The sequence below is a fragment of the Micromonospora sp. NPDC049529 genome (assembly GCF_055586685.1).
On sequence record NZ_JBVJHT010000001.1, the window covers coordinates 319,103 to 335,637 of the forward strand.

Sequence of the window (16,535 nt, forward strand, 5' to 3'; positions counted from 1 at the left end):
CGCTCGTCGTCGTCATGACCTTTATAGCCGTGCCTGTTGGGCGACCTCGCGCTACGGCCAGAGTCGGTGATTGGGCGAGGAAGCACCTGGGTAAGTCCTTCGGTGCCGCAACCTCACAAAGTGGCCGCGGCGGGCCGGCAAGGCCAGCGGATAGCCAAGGAGGGCGACAAAGTGGGTATCGGTGGAAGTATCTTCCTCATCGCGATGGGCGCGATCTTCGCGTTCGCGGTGGACGTCGAGCTGGGTTGGCTCGATCTCAGCGTGGTCGGCTGGGTGCTGATGCTCGCCGGTCTGGTGGGCCTGATCATGACCGCGTGGCTGTGGCAGAGCCGCCGTCGTACGGTCGTCACCACTCCGGTCGAGGACACCCGAATCGTGCCGGTGCGCGACGACCGGGTGGTCGAGGAGTACCGCGAGGTGCGTCGCCCCGGCCACCCCATCTGAGCCAACCGGATAACCGGGTCCCGGGCCGACCGGTAATACGGCCCGACCCACCCCCTCGTAGCCGGCGCGGACCGTCCCCCCACGCGGTCCGCGTCGGTTACCCGTGTCCGAAAGCGGGATCCCGTCCCGCGAAGCGACGCTCAGGCGTACAGGGCGAAGTAGATCGCCACGTGGTGGCAGATCGCGGCGATCAGGGTGCAGGCGTGGAAGAACTCGTGGTGCCCGAAGACGGTCGGCCACGGGTTGGGGCGGCGCAGGGCGTAGAAGACGGCACCCACGCTGTACGCGAGCCCCCCGGCGACCATCAACACCAGTGTGGGCACGCCGCCGTACCGCAGGATGTCCGGGAGGACCGCGACGGCGACCCAGCCGAGACCGAGATAGAGCGGGGCGGAGACCCAGCGCGGCGCGTGCGGCCAGACCAGTTTGACCGCCACCCCGGCGAGCGCACCGGCCCAGACGATCGTGAGCAGGATGGTCGCGCTGCGCTGCGGCAGCAGCAGTACGCAGAACGGGGTGTAGGTGCCGGCGATGAAGATGAAAATCATCGCGTGGTCGAGTCGGCGCATGACCTGGAAGCCGCGTTCCGTCCACACCCGACGGTGGTAGAGCGCACTGGTGCCGAAGAGACCACAGACCGTGACGCTGTAGATGGCGCAACTGACCAGCGGTGCCCAGCCGGGCCGGGTGGCGGCGAGCGAGCAGAGCACCACCCCGCTGACAAGGGCGACAAAAAAGGCGTACGTGTGCAGCCAGCCCCGCATCCGGGGCTTGCCGATGTCGGCCGGTTTGATCCGCGCCGAAGCCGAGGTGGTCACCGCACCAGGCTACGGCAGCGTAAGTTACCTATGGGTAGTGGATTGGATCACTCCCGCGTGCCGGCCGGTTCACCGTCGCGTCCGGCAGGATGGGCGGATGCGAATCCGCCCGGTCGGCACCCACGCGCTGCTGCTCGAATGCGCGGACGGCGCCGAGGTGGAGCGGTGGCGGGCCGAGGTGTGGCGGCGCCGCGACGCCGGTGACCTGATCGCCGTGGACGTCGTGCCGGCCGCGCGTACCGTCCTGGTGGACGGCGTACCGGAGCCGGACCGGGCGGCGGAGCTGATCGCCGGCTGGACGCCACGGCCGGCCGCCGGTGCCGAGGACGGGCCGCTGCTCGACGTGCCGACGGCGTACGACGGGGAGGACCTGGCGGCCGTCGCGCAGCTGTGGCGAGTGGACGTACCGACAGCGGTCGACCGGATCAGCGGCACCGAACTCCGGGTCGCGTTCTGCGGTTTCGCCCCCGGCTTCGCCTACCTGACCGGGCTGCCCGAAGCGTGGGCGGTGCCCCGGCTACCCAGCCCCCGACCCAGGGTGCCGGCAGGGGCGGTCGCCCTCGCCGGCCCGTACGCCGGGATCTATCCGACCGCGTCGCCCGGCGGCTGGCAACTGGTCGGCCGGACCGAACTGACCCTGTTCGACGTACGCCGCGACCCGCCCGCCCGGCTGGTCCCGGGCACCCGCGTCCGGCTGGTGCCGGCATGAACACCACCGGGACGGTGCAGGTGGTCCGGGCGGGTGGACTCACCACCGTGCAGGACCTGGGGCGACCCGGCTGGGCGCACCTCGGCGTACCGCGAGCCGGTGCACTCGACCCGGCCGCCCTGAAACTGGCGAACCGGCTGGTCGGCAACCCGGAGCCGGCGGCCGCACTGGAGACCACGATGACCGGGTGCGCCCTGCGGCTCGCGCGAGCGGGCACGATCGCCGTCACCGGCGCGTGCGCCGTACTGCGGGTGGACGGGCGGGCGGTCGACACCGGCGGGCCGGTCGCCGTACCGGCGGGAGCCCTGGTCGAACTCGGGACCGCCCGGCACGGCGTACGCAACTACCTGGCCGTGGCCGGCGGGATCGCGGTCGAACCGGTGCTCGGCAGCCGGTCCACCGACACCCTCTCCGGACTCGGACCGGCCCCGCTGCGCAACGGCGACACCCTGCCCCTCGGGCCGGTGACCGCCCCACCGGCACCGGTGGACTTCCTGCCCGTCGGGCCCCCACCTGCGCAACTCGACCTGCCGGTACGACTCGGCCCCCGGCACGACTGGTTCACGCCCGCGGCCGTACGCACGCTGCTCGGCACCGCGTACACGGTCGGTGTGATGAGCAACCGGGTCGGTGCGCGGCTGGCCGGTGCGGCCCTGCCCCGTGCGGTGGCCGGCGAACTGCCGAGCGAGGGCGTGGTGCTCGGCGCGATCCAGGTGCCGGCCGACGGCCAGCCGCTGATCTTCCTCGCCGACCATCCGACGACCGGGGGTTACCCGGTGATCGCGGTACTGGACGACGTGCTGCCGCTCGCGCAGGCCCGACCCGGGACTATCGTGCGATTCCATGGACCGACCGCGCTCGATTGACCTGAACGCCGACCTCGGTGAAGGGTTCGCCATCTGGCAACTCGGCGACGACGAGGCGTTGCTCGACGTTGTCACCTCGGCCAACGTCGCCTGCGGCGGCCACGCCGGTGACCCCGGCACCATGCGCCGGGTCTGCATCGCCGCCGCCGAGCGGGGCGTCGCCGTCGGAGCCCAGGTCGGCTACCGCGACCTGGCCGGCTTCGGACGGCGGCGGATCGACTACGCCTTCGCCGAACTACGCGACGAGGTGACCTACCAGCTCGGCGCGCTCGACGCGTTCTGCCGGGTCGCCGGCACCCGGATGCGGTACGTCAAGCCGCACGGCGCGCTCTACAACGTCGCGGCGGTCGACCACACCCAGGCAGCGGCGGTGGTGGCCGCCGTCGCCGAGTACGACGCCGACCTGCCCGTACTCTGCCTGCCCGGATCGATGCTCGCCGAACTGGCCCGCGAAGCCGGACTCCGCCCGGTCGCCGAGGGCTTCGCCGACCGGGGGTACCAACCCGACGGCACCCTGGTTCCGCGTACGGCGCCGGGCGCGCTCGTCACCGCCGCCGAGCAGGTCGTGCAACGGGCCGTACGGATGGCCGTCGAGCAGGTCGTGGTGGCCGTCGACGGCAGCCTCGTACCCTGCCCGGTGGAGTCGATCTGCCTGCACGGGGACACGCCGGGGGCGGTGACCATGGCCCGTCAGGTACGGGCCGCGCTCCTCGCCACCGACGTCGAACTCACCCCGTTCACGTGACGGAGCGGCCGGTCGGGCTCACCCCGTTCACGTGACGCCGCGGTCGGTCAGTCGTCCAGGCCGCGCAGGATCAGCGGCAGCCGGTTCGCGCCGTCCGGGGTGATCCGCAGCGGGACGCCCCAGTCCTGCCGGGTCAGGTGGCAGGCCGCGTGCTCCGCCTCGGCGTCACAGGTCGCCGCCTGCGCGGTGATCTGCAGGACCCCGGCCGGCACCTCCGGGTTGAGGACGAGCTCGCGGGACAGGTCGGTGCTCACCCCGGCCCCGCCGAGCAGCAGCTCCGGCGGGGACGCGGACACCACCACCCGGGTCGACGGGCCGAACGACTCGTCCAGCTTCTGACCGGGCGCGGGCGTGAAGATGACGTCCAGGGTGATCGACCCGGCGGCCAGGTCGGTCGGCGGGCGTTCGGTCCGGTGCCGTTCGCCGCTGACCGTGCTCGCCCCGGCGGCCGAGAGGGCACCGGGCGCCAGCCGGGTCAGCCGGTGCGCCGCCGACTCGACCACGAGCACGTCGCCGTCGCCGGTCAGCAGCACGTCGCTCGGTTCGGCCAGCTCGTCCGCGACGGTGCTGACCAGCCCGGTCACCGGGTCGAACCGGCGCACCGCCCCGTTGTACGTGTCCGCGACCAGCACCGAACCGTCCGGCAGCGCGCACACCCCCAGCGGGTGCTGCAACAGTGCCTGGTCGGCCGGACCGTCGACGTGACCGAAGTCGAAGAGTCCCTGACCCACCGAGGTGTGCATCACCCCGTCCTCGATGTAACGCAGCGCGCTGGTCTCACTGTCCGCGATCCAGAGCCGCCGCCCGTCCGTCGACACCGACAGCCCGGACGGCTGCGCCATCCACACCTGGTCCAGGGGCCCGTCCTTGAGCGCCTCGACCGTGGTGCCGGCGTACATGCCGGCGGTCCGCTTGATCGGGTCGAACCACCAGAGCTGGTGGATGCCGGCCATGGCGACGATCACCTTGTCGTCGTACCAGGCGAGATCCCAGGGGGAGGAGAGGTCGATCGAGACCGCGTCGTGCGGGTGGTCGTCGACGGTCGAGCGCCACTGGCGGCCGGTGCCGGCGACCGTGCGTACCTCGCCGTTGTCCAGGCGTACGCCGCGCAGCAGGTGGTTCACCGTGTCAGCGACCACGAAGTCGTAACCGACCACCTCGGCCACGTGCGCCGGCAGCGGGCAGATCCCCTGCGGTTCGGCGAAGCGGGCATCGGCCGGCCCGCCGTCGGCCCGGCCCCGGTCACCCGAACCGATCCGGCGCAGCAGCGTCTCGCCGTCGGCGGCCAGCTCGACGATCGAGTGCCGGGACGAGTCGGAGACGAGCAGGGTGCCGCCGTCGAGCACCACGGCCTTGCCGGGGAAGCGCAGGCTGGTCGTCGGTTCGGCGGGCGGGACGTACGGGCCGTCGCCCCGGTGCAGGGTGCCCTTCGCCTCGTGGGTGGCGATCAACTCCTCGATCAGCCGGCCCAGCCCCTCGGCGTGCCCCTCGCCGGCCATCATCGCGACGACGTAACCCTCCGGGTCGACCACGGAGAGCGTCGGCCACGCCTTGGCCGCGTACTGCTGCCAGGTGTGCAGTTCGGGGTCGTCCAGCACCGGGTGGTGCACCTCGTACCGTTCGACGGCGGCGGCGAGTGCGTCGGCGTCCCGTTCGTGTTCGAACTTCGGCGAGTGCACCCCGACGACCACGAGTACGTCGCCGTACTTCTCCTCCAGCGGCCGGAGCTCGTCCAGTACGTGCAGGCAGTTGATACAGCAGAAGGTCCAGAAGTCGAGCAGGACGATCCGTCCCCGGAAGTCCTTGATCGAGTAGGACTTGTCCCCGGTGTTCAGCCAGCCACGACCCTGCAACTCTGGAGCACGGACCCGGGCCGTACGTATCTCAGCCATGCCCCCATCCTGCCCGACCCCCTCGCCCTCACCCTCGTTCCCCCCGGAACCCCTGCCATCCCGCAGGTACGACGACGTCCGGCGCCCGCCCCGGAAATCGGAGCGGGCGCCGGACGTTTTTCGACCTGCCTGACCTGTGCCGGTGCCGGTCAGCCGCCAGAGGCGGGCCGGAGGCAGAGCACCTGCTGCTTGCCGTCCTCGGTGGCGATGATGACTTTCGGTAGCGCCTGGTCGGCGCACTCCGCCTCGCTGGCCACCTTCGACACCACGGTGAACGAGCCGGGTTCGGTGCACGCGACCCCGATCGCCTGCTTACCGGACTGCTTGACACACTCCCCGACGGCGGGGTTGAACACGGGCTCGCTGCCGCCCTGGCCGATGAACCACAGCGCGCCGAGCGGGATGGCGAGCAGCAGTACCGCAGCGGTCAGCACCATCAGCAGTACCCGACCGTTGCGTACCTGGGGGGTCGGCGCCGGCTCGGGTTTCGCCTCGGCATCCGGCTTGAACGCGTCGAACCGGTTCTGCTCGGGCTCGCTCGGTGCCGCCTGGGTCGGCCAGGCGGCGGTGCCGGCGGAAGCCGGGTGGGGCGGCGGCATCGGCGGTAGCGCGGGAGCGGGCACCACCGGGGAAACGCTGGTCCGATCGTCGAGCCCGTCCATGCCGGCACGCCCGGACATGCTCGGCTGACCGTACTGCCCGGGGCCGGACGGGCGGGCCGAACCGGTTGCCGGACTGCCCGGCATCGCGTTCGGGCCCTCGCCGAGCAGGTCGCCGAAGGGCGCGCCGCCTGTGCCCGGGTACTGCGCCGGCTCGAACCCGCGCGGCTGGTTGTCGTAGCCCGTGGGCGGTCCGTCGAAGGCGCCCGGCGCCGGACCGAACCCGCCGGGTGGCCCGTCGAATCCGGTGGATGCCGGTGCGAATCCGCTCGGTGACCCGTCGAACCCGGCCGATGGTGGCGGGAACCCGCCGGCCGGCGGGTCGAATGCGGAGGGCGGGGCGTCGAATCCGGGCGGCGGGGCGTCGAATCCCGATCCCGGGGGCGGGGCGACCCGAGCGGCTCCGCTGGCCTGCGGTGCGGCCGCCGGGGAGACCGGGTGCTCGGCCGCCTCCTGGGGAACCGGCTGGACGGCCGCCGCCCCGTACGTGGTGGGGCCGCGTCGGGGTGCCGGCTCGGGGTACTCGGCCGGCTCGGTGTAGCCACCGGCGTCCGGGTGTCCGCTCGATGCCGGGGCGAACCCGGTCGGCTCGGCGTAGCCGGTGGGCTCCGGGTATCCGTTGTTCGGTTCGGGGTACTCGGCGGGCTCCTGGAAACCACCGGGCGCACCGTACGTGGTGGAACTCCGGCGGGCCGACGGGTCGTTCGCCGACCGGTTCGGGTCTGCGGCGACCTGCTGGTCGGGTTGCCCCACCGGGTCGGCGTCGACCGGCCGGCCGTACACCCGTGGCTGCGGGGCGGGTATGGCCGACGACCTGACGGCCTGGTCCGTCGGCGGCATGACCCGGCTGGCGAGTGGGACCGAGGCGCTACCCGAGACGGCCGCGCTACCGGAGACGGCGGCGCTGGCCGGGACGGCCGTGCCGGCCGGAACAGCGGCACCGGCCCGGATCTCGATGGGGTCGACCTCCTGGATCGGCTCCGGCTGCTCCAGACGGCTCAGGGACGGCATGGACACCCGACCGGAGATCCCCGACTCGGTCGACGTGCGGGGCTGCGGGACGACGGGAGGCGCCGGGGACTGCGGGGATTCGTCGCCACCGGGTCCGGAGTAGCCCTCCGGTGCCCAGGGCTGCGCCGACGGGACGTCCCGGCCGTCGTTGGACGGCTGGCCGTAGTCCGGTCCGGCGCCGTACCCGGCGCTGCCGCCACGACCGCCGCCGTTGTCCGGGTCGGGCCCGCCGTAACCGCCGGTCGCCGGAAAGCCGCTCTCGACGGCGGGCGGGTTCCCATAGGACGGCTCGACGGCGGGCGGGTTCCCGTAGGACGGCGGCTCGGTGGCGGGCGGGTTCCCGTAGGACGGCTCGGCGGCGGGCGGATTGCCGTAGGACGGCGGCTCGGCGGGCGCCGGGTTCCCGTAGGTCGGTGGTTGGTCGTAGTTGAGCTGCCGGGGGTAGCCGGGCGACGGCGGGAAGTCGATCTGCGCCGGGGCGTCCGGATAGTCGGGGGCCTCCGGGCGGCCGGGACGGTCGGCGTGCGGCGCCGGGCCGGTGGCCGCGGGGAAATCGTCGGCCGGCGGGTAACCGGACGCCGAAGCCCATCCGGTCGGTGCCGGATAGTCCGCCTGTGCCGAATAGTCCGGGCCGGCGGCCGGGTAGTCCGGAGCGGGCGGGGGGAAGCCGCCGGGTGCCGGGTAGCCGGCGGGCGGGGCCCAGTCGCCGGGGGGTGGGGCGTACTCGGCGGGTTGGGTGTAGTCCGAGGGCGGGGCGAAGTCGGCCGGCGGGGACGCGGCCAGGCTCGCGCCCGGAACCCGTGGCTCCTGCGGCGGCAGCGGGACCGCACCGGCGGGCGAGATGCCCGGCCCCGGAGCCGGCTGGTAGATCGGAGTCGGAGATCCGCCCGGTTGGGCGCCACGGTCCGGCGGCTCGCCCCAGGCCGGACGGCTCTCGGTGCCGGGATCCGGTGGGAACTGGTCGGCCGGGAAGGTCTCGGCCCCGAACCGTGCCCGTTCCCGTTGCGGCAACTCGGGCGGGGCGGCGCCTGGCTGGGGCACGCTGGCCCGGCCGGGCTCGGAGGCGCCCCAGGCCTCGCCGGGTGCCCACGGCTGGGCACCGGCGACCTCCGGCGGCAGTGGTGGCGGAGTCGGGCGAGGGCCCGCCGCCGCGCCACCCTGGGCACCCCAGCCGCCGGTCGACTCGGGCTGGGCCGGACCGGGCGGGTTGCCCGGCACACCCCACGGGCTGCCGGCGTCGGGACGATCCGGTCCGGGTGTCGCGCCCCAGGGGGTGGTCGCGGGGGATCCGCCGGTCGGCGCGGGCGGCGCCCAACCGGTGTCGTATCCGGGTGGGGCCGCGGGCGGGCTCGGATACCGCTGCGGGGGGTGTTGTTCGTGGCTGCCCTGCGGCGCTGGTCCCGCGGGGCCCGGCGCAGCCTGGTCCGGCTCCTGGCCGGGATGCTGCAGGTCCTCGGACGTCATGCGCGCGTCTCCTCCATGACATGTCGGCCGTGCCGACGCCGTCCGGACGTCACCGGCGTGCGGCCGGGGCGCCGGCCGGGGCGGCCGTGCAAGCTTCCCGCACGGTAACCGGTCGAGGCCGGTGCCGCCCGGTCAGCGCCGGCCGTCGGGCCCGGGCTGCCGGCGGGGAGTCGAGTCGGGTCTACCTACCCAGACATCCCGTCCGGCCCGGTCGGGTGACGACCGAGCCCAACCGTACCGGGCGCGTTGATGCGTGGTTATCCCGGTCTCGTGGCCGCGCGACGCCGATGACTGGGCGTGAAACGCCGATGACCCGCCTGGGTGAACAGGCGGGTCATCGATCTGGGAGGAAGAGGAGAAGGTCTGGTGGGCGTCAGCCGTAGTAGCGCTGCGCGATCGTGAGGATCTCGTCGCGGACGGCCGGTGAGTTGGCGGAACGGAGCGCGCGCTCGATGGCCCGTGCGCGGCGTGCGGCGTCCCGGCGACTGCGGAATTTGTCGATCATGCTCATGGTGTGCCCCTCTGGCTGGTTGTCCCCAGCCGTTGCGTACCTCCATTAAAGCGCACCGCCGAGCCGGCGACCAACGATTAGTAGGTGAGCTGAGACACTGGCCGAACAATCGAAGGCTGCGAGGCTATTGTGCTGACGTTTCGTGTTGCCTGACGGACACGGCCGGTGCCCCCGGGATTAACCCCGGGCACACCGGCCGGTTGGCTCGGTACCGCTCTCGCCGGGGCCGGATCGGACATCGGGTTCGATCCGGCCCCGGTTCGGGCGTCGGTCAGGTCCAGGCGAGCAGCGTCGCCTCCGGGTCGGCCAGGAAGGCGCCGATGTCGCGGAGGAACTTCGACCCGAGCTCGCCGTCGATGATCCGATGGTCGAAGGAGAGGCCGAGGGTGGTCACCTGGCGCACCTTGATCTTGCCCTTGTGCACCCACGGGGTGTCCCGTACGGCACCGAAGGCAAGGATCGCCGACTCACCGGGCGGCAGGATCGGCGTACCCGTGTCGACGCCGAACACCCCCACGTTGGTGATCGTGAGCGTGCCGCCGGACATGTCGGCCGGTGCCGTACGACCGGTCTTCGCGGTCTGGACCAGCGCGGTCATCGCGTCCGCCAGCTCGCGCAGGGAGAGCCGACCGGCGTCCTTGATGTTCGGCACGATCAGACCGCGCTCGGTGGCCGCCGCGATGCCCAGGTTGACGTACTCCTTGACCACGATCTCGTCGCCCGCCCAGGTCGAGTTGACCATCGGGTGCCGGCCGACGGCCAGCAGAACCGCCTTGGCGACCAGCAGCAGCGGGGAGATGCGTACCTCCCGCCACTCCGGCAGCGCCCGCAGCCGGTCGATCGCCTTCATCGAACGGGTCACGTCGACGGTCAGGAACTCGGTGACGTGCGGTGCGGAGAACGCCGACGCGACCATGTTCGCCGCGGTCAGCTTCCGTACCCCCTTCACCGGGATCCGCTGCTCGCGGTCGGGTCCGAAGGCCGGGGCCGAGGACCCCGCCACCGTCGCGACCACCGGCTCGGCCAGCGCCGGGGCACCGGCCGAGGCCCGGTGTACGTCATCGCGCGTGATCGAACCGAGCGGTCCCGACCCGGTCAGTACGGTCAGATCCACGCCCAGGTCCCGGGCGAGCTTGCGCACCGGCGGCTTCGCCAGCACCGGTCCACCGTTGACCAACGCGTTCGCCGCCCGAGCCGGCGCCTCCTGCACCCGTGGAGCGGGCGCCGGAGCCGGAGCGGGAGCGGGCTGGCGTACCGGGGCCGGAGCGGCCGGCGTCGGAGTCACCGCGCCCACCGGCTCGGCGGCGGCAGCGCCCTTGCGCGGCCTCCGCTTCGCGGCACCGGTCTTCGGCCCGTAACCCACCAGCACGGCGGTACGCCCACCCGGCGCCGGACCACCGATCAGGCCGGGCTCGATCGCGCCCTCGGCCGGGGCGATCTCCACCGCGGCCAGGGACTCGGCCGACGGCACCGGCAGACCGCCGTTGCCAGCGGAGCCGCCGTTGTCGCCGGAGTCGAGCGGCCCGGCTCCGGGCTGGGTGTCGATCTGGATGATCGGCGCGCCGACCTCGACCACGGCACCCTCGGCCTCGAAGATGGCGTGCACGACGCCACCCCACTTCGCCGGGATCTCGACCGCCGCCTTGGCGGTCTCGACCTCGACGATCGGCTGGTTCAGCTCGATCGTGTCGCCGACCGAGACCAGCCACTTGAGGATCTCGCCCTCGGTCAGGCCCTCGCCCAGGTCGGGCAGGTTGAACTGTTCGATCCGTGGCATCTCAGCTCACCATCCGAAGGTGCGGTCGACGCCGTCGAGCACCCGGTCGAGGTTCGGCAGGTAGTCCTCCTCGACCCGGGCGGCCGGGTACGGGGTGTCGTAGCCCGTCACCCGCAGCACCGGCGCCTCCAGTGAGTAGAAGCACTCCTCGGTGATCCGGGCGGCCAGCTCCGAGCCGAGGCCCAGGTTGCCGGGCGCCTCGTGCACCACCACGCACCGACCGGTCCGGCGGACCGAGTCGTAGACCGGGCGCAGGTCCAGCGGGGAGAGCGAGCGCAGGTCGAAGACCTCCAGGTCCCGGCCGTCCTCCTCGGCGGCGGTGGCCGCGTCCAGGGCGGTCCGGACCATCGGCCCGTACGCGAGCACGGTGGCGTCCCGACCGGCCCGTACCAGCCGGGTGGCGTGCAGTGGGTACGCGTCGGCGAGCGGGGCGTCGACGTCGACCGGACCCTTCTCGTAGTAGCGCCGCTTCGGCTCCAGGAAGACGATCGGGTCGTCCGAGAGCACCGCCTGCTGGATCATCGCGTACGCGTCCTGCGGGGAGGCGCAGCTCACGACCTTCAGTCCGGCGGTGTGCGAGAAGTAGGCCTCCGGCGACTCGGAGTGGTGCTCCACCGCGCCGATGCCACCGCCGTAGGGGATCCGGATCACGATCGGCAGTTTGACCTTGCCCTGCGACCGGTAGTGCATCTTCGCCACCTGCGACACGATCTGGTCGTACGCCGGGTAGACGAAGCCGTCGAACTGGATCTCGCAGATCGGCCGGTAGCCACGGATGGCCAGGCCGACGGCGGTGCCGATGATGCCGGACTCGGCGAGCGGGGTGTCGATGATCCGGTTCTCGCCGAAGTCCTTCTGGAGGCCGTCGGTGATCCGGAAGACGCCGCCGAGCTTGCCGACGTCCTCGCCCATGATGACGACCTTGGGGTCCTGCTCCAGCGCGCGCCGCAGGCCGAGGTTGAGTGCCTTGCCCAGGGTGAGGGTTTCGGTGGCCATCAGTGCGCACTCCCTTCGAACGACTCCAGGTACCGGGCTGCCTGCTCGCGTTGCGCGTCGAGCAGCGGCGAGCCGTGGGCGTAGACGTGGTCGAAGAGGGTCAGCGGTTCCGGGTCCGGCATGGCGAGCACCCGCTCGCGCAGGTGCAGGGACTCCCGCTTGGCCTGCTCGTCGATCTCGGCGAAGAACGCCTCGTCGGCGATCTGCTGCTTCTCCAGGAAGGCCTTGACCCGGGCGAGTGGGTCCTTGGCCCGCCACGCCTCGACCTCGCTGGCGATCCGGTAGCGGGTGGGGTCGTCGGTGGTGGTGTGCGCGCCCATCCGGTACGTGTACGCCTCGATCAGGGTCGGGCCCTGTCCGTTGCGCGCGTTGTCCAGCGCGTTGCGGGTGACGGCGTACGTGGCGAGCACGTCGTTGCCGTCGACGCGTACGCCGGGGAAGCCGAAGCCGGCGGCCCGCTGGTAGAGCGGGATCCTGGTCTGGCGCTCCAGCGGCTCGGAGATCGCGTACTGGTTGTTCTGGCAGAAGAAGACGATCGGTGAGTTGAACACACCCGACCAGACGAATGCCTCGTTGACGTCACCTTGTGAGGTGGCCCCGTCACCGAAGTACGCGATGACGGCTTCGCCCTCGTCGCCGCCGATCTTGCCGTCCATGGTGATGCCCATGGCGTAACCGGTGGCGTGCAGGGTCTGCGCCCCGATCACGATCGTGTACATGTTGAACTTGAACTCGTTCGGGTCCCAGCCGCCCTGGTCCACGCCCCGGAAGAGCCCCAGCGGCATGATCGGGTCGATTCCCCGGCAGTAGAGCACGCCGTGCTCTCGGTAGGTGGGGAAGGCCATGTCCTGCGGGCGCAGGGCCCGACCGGAGCCGACCTGGGCGGCCTCCTGGCCGAGCAGGCTGGCCCAGATGCCGAGTTCGCCCTGACGCTGGAGCGCGGTCGCCTCCGCGTCGAGCTTGCGTACCAGGACGAGGTCGCGGTAGAGCCCGCGGTACTCCTCGTCGGTGAAGTCGACCCGGTACTCGGTCCCGTCCGGGCCGGTCACCGAGTCGATCCGCTCACCCTCGGGGGTGAGCAGCTGCACCAGGTTGGGATCGCCCTTACGCGTCGCCCCCGGCTTTGCCGCCTTGGGCGCGGCCCGCTTGCCGCGGGCCGTGGCCCCGCCGTCGCCTCTCGCCATCCGTCTCTCCCTGTCGTGTGTGCGTCGGCCTCGGGGGTTTCCCGACCGCGCAGCTCAAGCGCCCGCCCGGCTGCTGCCGGACCGGGTAGTGGCCGCCACGCCTAGCCCCGGTGGGGGTTGCCGCGCGGCGTGAACCGGATTCTGGCCGAACCAGGTTCGGGAGTTGCCGGCGTCGAGCCGCGCCTGCCGCGGGGTACGCGGAGACCTTGGCTGCGTTGCCGTCAGGTCCATATTTGCAGAGGTGGTGAGCGCGCCCACAGGTCGGCCTCGCTCAGTGATCGACCGGCGTCGTCTTCATGAACTCCTGTCCCTTTTATGGTTATCGAGAGCGTCGACACCAAACTTCAAAAATTGACACGCTGTGGGGGGCTAGCCAACAAAGCGTTACTACGTCACTGTATGTGGCGGTGCTACCGCTGCGGTAGGGAGAACCTTCCCTGCCGCCCCGCCCGGTTGACGCCGCCGCACGTCGGCACCGGCGATGTCGCATGACCTCGATGTCGCCGGTGCCGGCGTCAGGCCTCGGGACCGGTGCGACCGACGGGGCCGACGAGGACGAGGCCGACCGGGACAACGAGGACGAGGAGAACGCCGGTGCCGAACCACGGTGTGGACCCCGTACCGTCGCTGCCGCCCCGCCACCGACGGTCCGGCCGTACGCCCGCGCGTCGGCGTACCGCCGGGGCGCACCGCGCCGAGGGGCTGGCCGGACCCACCCGGCGCTACCTGTTCATCGTCACCCTGCTGGCCAGCACCTCGTCGTTGCCGATCATCGCCGCGATCGGCGCCGGCTCGGCCACCGTCGGCACCACGCCGACCGGTACCACCCCGTTCATCGCCCCACCCTCGGTCGGGCCGGTCGTCCTGCCGCTGCCGCCGACGGCGCTGCCGGGCACCCTGCCGGCCGGTGCCGAGGCCCGGATCACCCCGTCGGTGCAACGACAGCCCGACCCGGTGGGCCCGGTGCCCCGGGGACCCGGACCGGCGCGGCCCGCCCGGCCCGAGCCGGGTCATCCGCCCCGGCCGGCACCGCCGCCGACCCGCCCGCCGGCACCGCCGCCCGTGCTGCCACCCAGCCCGCAACCGAGCGGGTCCGACCCCGCCCCGCAGCCGACCCCGACCGGGCCGCCCGATCCGACCCCCGGCCCGACTCCGGAACCGACGGTCAGCCCGGACCCGGAGCCGACACCCAGCCCGGATCCGACCGCCAGCCCGGCGCCGGAGCCGAGCGCCGAGCCGACCCCGGAGCCGACCGCGACCAGCACCCCCGACCCGACGCCGGAGCCGACCGGCAGTCCCGCACCGGGCCCCACGCCGGGCCCGACCCCCGGCCCGACCGAGAGTGACGCGCCGGGTCCGACGCCGGGTCCGACCATGAGCGGCCAGCCGGGTCCCACCGTGAGCGGCCAGCCGGGTCCGACGCCGGGTCCCACCGTGAGCGGCCAGCCGGGTCCGACGCCGGGTCCCACCGTGAGCGGCCAGCCGGGTCCGACGCCCGCACCGACCGGCACCGGTACGCCCGTACCCACGCCGTCCGCCCGGCCGACCCCGACCCCCGCGCCGCCTTCGCCGTCCCGCGTCGTGCCGATGCCGCGTCCGGCGCCACCCGTTCCGGCGCCCGCCGCGGACACCCGCTCCACGCCCTCGGCCCGCCCGGTCACCCCCGCCCGGCCGAGCCCGATCCCGTCCGCACGGGCAGCGGTCACCGGGCCGCCGGCCGTACCGGCCCAATAGTCCTGAGTGGACCGACGAACGGTGTGAAGTCGCGGGTCAGGGCACCGGAGAACGCTTCCGGTGCAGCACCGAAGCTGTCGGTTCGGCCGAGCGCCACACGGTGACGACTGACTATGCTGACCTCCTTCGATTGAACCCGGGATACCCCGGCGACTCGAACGGGAGGGCAGTGTGGCTCAATCCAGTCGTACCTGGCGTCGTCGTCTCCTGGCGGCCGGCACCGCGTTGGTGGTGGGTGTGGTCGTGGCGGCACCGCCGGCACAGGCCACCGGTGGGTCGTCAGGAGCGTTCCAGTCCTGGCTACTGCGCAAGGCGGTCACCGCCAACGGCGTCATGCACCATCTCAAGGAACTCCAGAAGATCAGCGACCGCAACGGCGGCAGCCGGGCCTCGGGCTCGCCGGGCTACGACAAGTCCGTCGCGTACGCCGAGAAGGTCCTGCGCAAGGCCGGCTACCGGGTCACCCGGCAGGCGTTCGACTTCCAGACGTTCCTCATCAACACCCCCTCCGAGCTGGAGCGGGTGTCACCGGCACCGGGCGACCTGGACCACCGGATCATGAGCTACTCGGGCAGCGGCGACGTCACCGCGCCGGCCAGCGTGCCGGTCGGTGACCCGCTCGGCTGCACGGCCGCCGACTTCGGTCCGGCCAACGTCGGCACGATCGTCGTGGTCAGCCGGGGCACCTGCCCGTTCGGGCAGAAGGCGACAACGGCGGCGGCGGCCGGGGCGGCCGCGATCGTCATGTACAACAACATCCCCGGTGCCCTGTCCGGCACGCTCGGCAACACGTTCACCGCCGACTTCGCCGCCGTTGGGGTGAGCCAGGCGCTCGGCCAGGAACTCGTCGCCCAGGTGCCCGCCGGGCTCACCCTGCGGGTCCGTACCGACACCTTCCGGGGCTGGGCCAGCACGGAGAACCTGGTCGCCGAGTCGCGCTGGGGCAACCCGAACAACGTGGTGATGGCCGGTGCGCACCTCGACTCGGTGCCCGAGGGGCCGGGCATCAACGACAACGGCAGCGGCAGCGCCGCGCTGCTGGAGGTCGCCGAGCAGATGAAGCGGGTGTACCCGAAGAACAAGGTACGGTTCGCGCTCTGGGCCGCCGAGGAGTCCAACCTGGTCGGCTCGACCTACTACATCGCCAACCTGCCGCAGGCCGAGCGGGACAAGATCGCGCTCTACCTCAACTTCGACATGGTCGGCTCGCCCAACTACGTACGGTTCGTCTACGACGGCGACAACTCGGCCTTCCCGCCGGGCACCGGTTCGGCGGTCGGACCGCCCGGATCGGGGGCGATCGAGGCACTCTTCCACGACTACTTCGAGTCCCAGGGGCTGGCGTCGGCGGAAACGCCTTTCTCCGGCCGCAGCGACTACGGCCCGTTCATCGCGGCCGGCGTCGACATCCCCTCCGGTGGCCTCTTCACCGGCGCCGAGGGGATCAAGACCCCGGCCGAGGCGGCCGTCTACGGCGGCACCGCCGGAGTCGCCTACGACGTCTGCTACCACCAGGCCTGCGACAACATCAACAACGTGAGCAAGAAGGCCATCGACGAGATGTCCGACGCGGTCGCGCACGCCGTGGTCACGTACGCCTTCGACACCCGCAGCCTGACCGCCCCGCGCACCGGGCCGGCGAGCGGTACGACCGCTCCCGCCGGTGGTGGCGGCGGACTGCACGACCACGAGCACGCCAGCTAGCACGGGAACGGGTACGGGGCG

The 16,535-nt window shown here is 72.6% G+C and carries 13 protein-coding genes; 6 read left to right on the forward strand and 7 right to left on the reverse strand.

Annotated elements, in window-relative coordinates; translation table 11 throughout:
• Positions 1–171: 171 nt before the first annotated feature.
• The gene (locus ACZ6QQ_RS01520) at positions 172–444 is read left to right on the forward strand and encodes a DUF6458 family protein (RefSeq protein WP_465873771.1); all 273 of its coding nucleotides are present in this window, start codon (positions 172–174) and stop codon (positions 442–444) included.
• Between the two features lie 140 nt (positions 445–584).
• On the opposite strand, the gene trhA is transcribed toward ACZ6QQ_RS01520, so the two are convergent.
• Entirely contained in the window at positions 585–1,262 is a 678-nt protein-coding gene (trhA, locus tag ACZ6QQ_RS01525; protein ID WP_465873391.1) for a PAQR family membrane homeostasis protein TrhA, read from the reverse strand.
• Between the two features lie 97 nt (positions 1,263–1,359).
• Here trhA and ACZ6QQ_RS01530 point away from each other — a divergent pair, with 97 nt between their 5' ends.
• Genes ACZ6QQ_RS01530 through ACZ6QQ_RS01540 form a run of 3 tightly spaced genes read left to right on the forward strand, consistent with a single transcriptional unit; the run spans position 1,360 to position 3,582 of the window.
• Complete coding sequence (locus ACZ6QQ_RS01530; RefSeq protein WP_465873393.1) at positions 1,360–1,971, forward strand: 5-oxoprolinase subunit B family protein; 612 nt, start codon at positions 1,360–1,362, stop codon at positions 1,969–1,971.
• The gene (locus tag ACZ6QQ_RS01535) at positions 1,968–2,837 is read left to right on the forward strand and encodes a 5-oxoprolinase subunit C family protein (protein ID WP_465873394.1); all 870 of its coding nucleotides are present in this window, start codon (positions 1,968–1,970) and stop codon (positions 2,835–2,837) included. The genes ACZ6QQ_RS01530 and ACZ6QQ_RS01535 overlap by 4 nt, the downstream gene beginning before the upstream one ends.
• A complete protein-coding gene (locus tag ACZ6QQ_RS01540; RefSeq protein ID WP_465873772.1) occupies positions 2,833–3,582 on the forward strand; it encodes a LamB/YcsF family protein in 750 nt (249 codons plus the stop codon). The genes ACZ6QQ_RS01535 and ACZ6QQ_RS01540 overlap by 5 nt, the downstream gene beginning before the upstream one ends.
• Positions 3,583–3,629: 47 nt before the next feature.
• On the opposite strand, the gene ACZ6QQ_RS01545 is transcribed toward ACZ6QQ_RS01540, so the two are convergent.
• The 6 genes from ACZ6QQ_RS01545 to pdhA all read right to left on the reverse strand — a co-directional run bounded on the left by ACZ6QQ_RS01545 (position 3,630) and on the right by pdhA (position 13,076).
• On the reverse strand, positions 3,630–5,474 hold the full coding sequence (locus ACZ6QQ_RS01545; RefSeq protein ID WP_465873396.1) for an NHL domain-containing thioredoxin family protein: 1,845 nt from the start codon (positions 5,472–5,474) through the stop codon (positions 3,630–3,632).
• Between the two features lie 149 nt (positions 5,475–5,623).
• Positions 5,624–8,608: a hypothetical protein gene (locus ACZ6QQ_RS01550; protein WP_465873398.1), complete on the reverse strand. Its 2,985-nt coding sequence runs from the start codon at positions 8,606–8,608 to the stop codon at positions 5,624–5,626.
• 373 nt (positions 8,609–8,981) lie between these two features.
• Complete coding sequence (locus tag ACZ6QQ_RS01555; RefSeq protein ID WP_363595796.1) at positions 8,982–9,119, reverse strand: hypothetical protein; 138 nt, start codon at positions 9,117–9,119, stop codon at positions 8,982–8,984.
• Positions 9,120–9,390: 271 nt separating this feature from the next.
• On the reverse strand, positions 9,391–10,896 hold the full coding sequence (locus tag ACZ6QQ_RS01560) for a dihydrolipoamide acetyltransferase family protein (protein ID WP_465873400.1): 1,506 nt from the start codon (positions 10,894–10,896) through the stop codon (positions 9,391–9,393).
• Between the two features lie 6 nt (positions 10,897–10,902).
• The gene (locus ACZ6QQ_RS01565; RefSeq protein ID WP_465873401.1) at positions 10,903–11,892 is read right to left on the reverse strand and encodes an alpha-ketoacid dehydrogenase subunit beta; all 990 of its coding nucleotides are present in this window, start codon (positions 11,890–11,892) and stop codon (positions 10,903–10,905) included.
• Positions 11,892–13,076: a pyruvate dehydrogenase (acetyl-transferring) E1 component subunit alpha gene (gene pdhA, locus ACZ6QQ_RS01570; RefSeq protein WP_465873403.1), complete on the reverse strand. Its 1,185-nt coding sequence runs from the start codon at positions 13,074–13,076 to the stop codon at positions 11,892–11,894. The genes ACZ6QQ_RS01565 and pdhA overlap by 1 nt, the downstream gene beginning before the upstream one ends.
• 594 nt (positions 13,077–13,670) lie before the next feature.
• Here pdhA and ACZ6QQ_RS01575 point away from each other — a divergent pair.
• Both ACZ6QQ_RS01575 and ACZ6QQ_RS01580 read left to right on the forward strand, forming a co-directional pair.
• Positions 13,671–14,810, forward strand: coding sequence for a hypothetical protein (locus tag ACZ6QQ_RS01575; protein WP_465873404.1), 1,140 nt, complete (start codon positions 13,671–13,673; stop codon positions 14,808–14,810).
• Positions 14,811–14,981: 171 nt separating this feature from the next.
• Positions 14,982–16,514 (forward strand): M28 family metallopeptidase, encoded by a 1,533-nt coding sequence (locus ACZ6QQ_RS01580; protein WP_465873406.1) that lies wholly within the window; start codon positions 14,982–14,984, stop codon positions 16,512–16,514.
• Positions 16,515–16,535 lie beyond the last annotated feature (21 nt).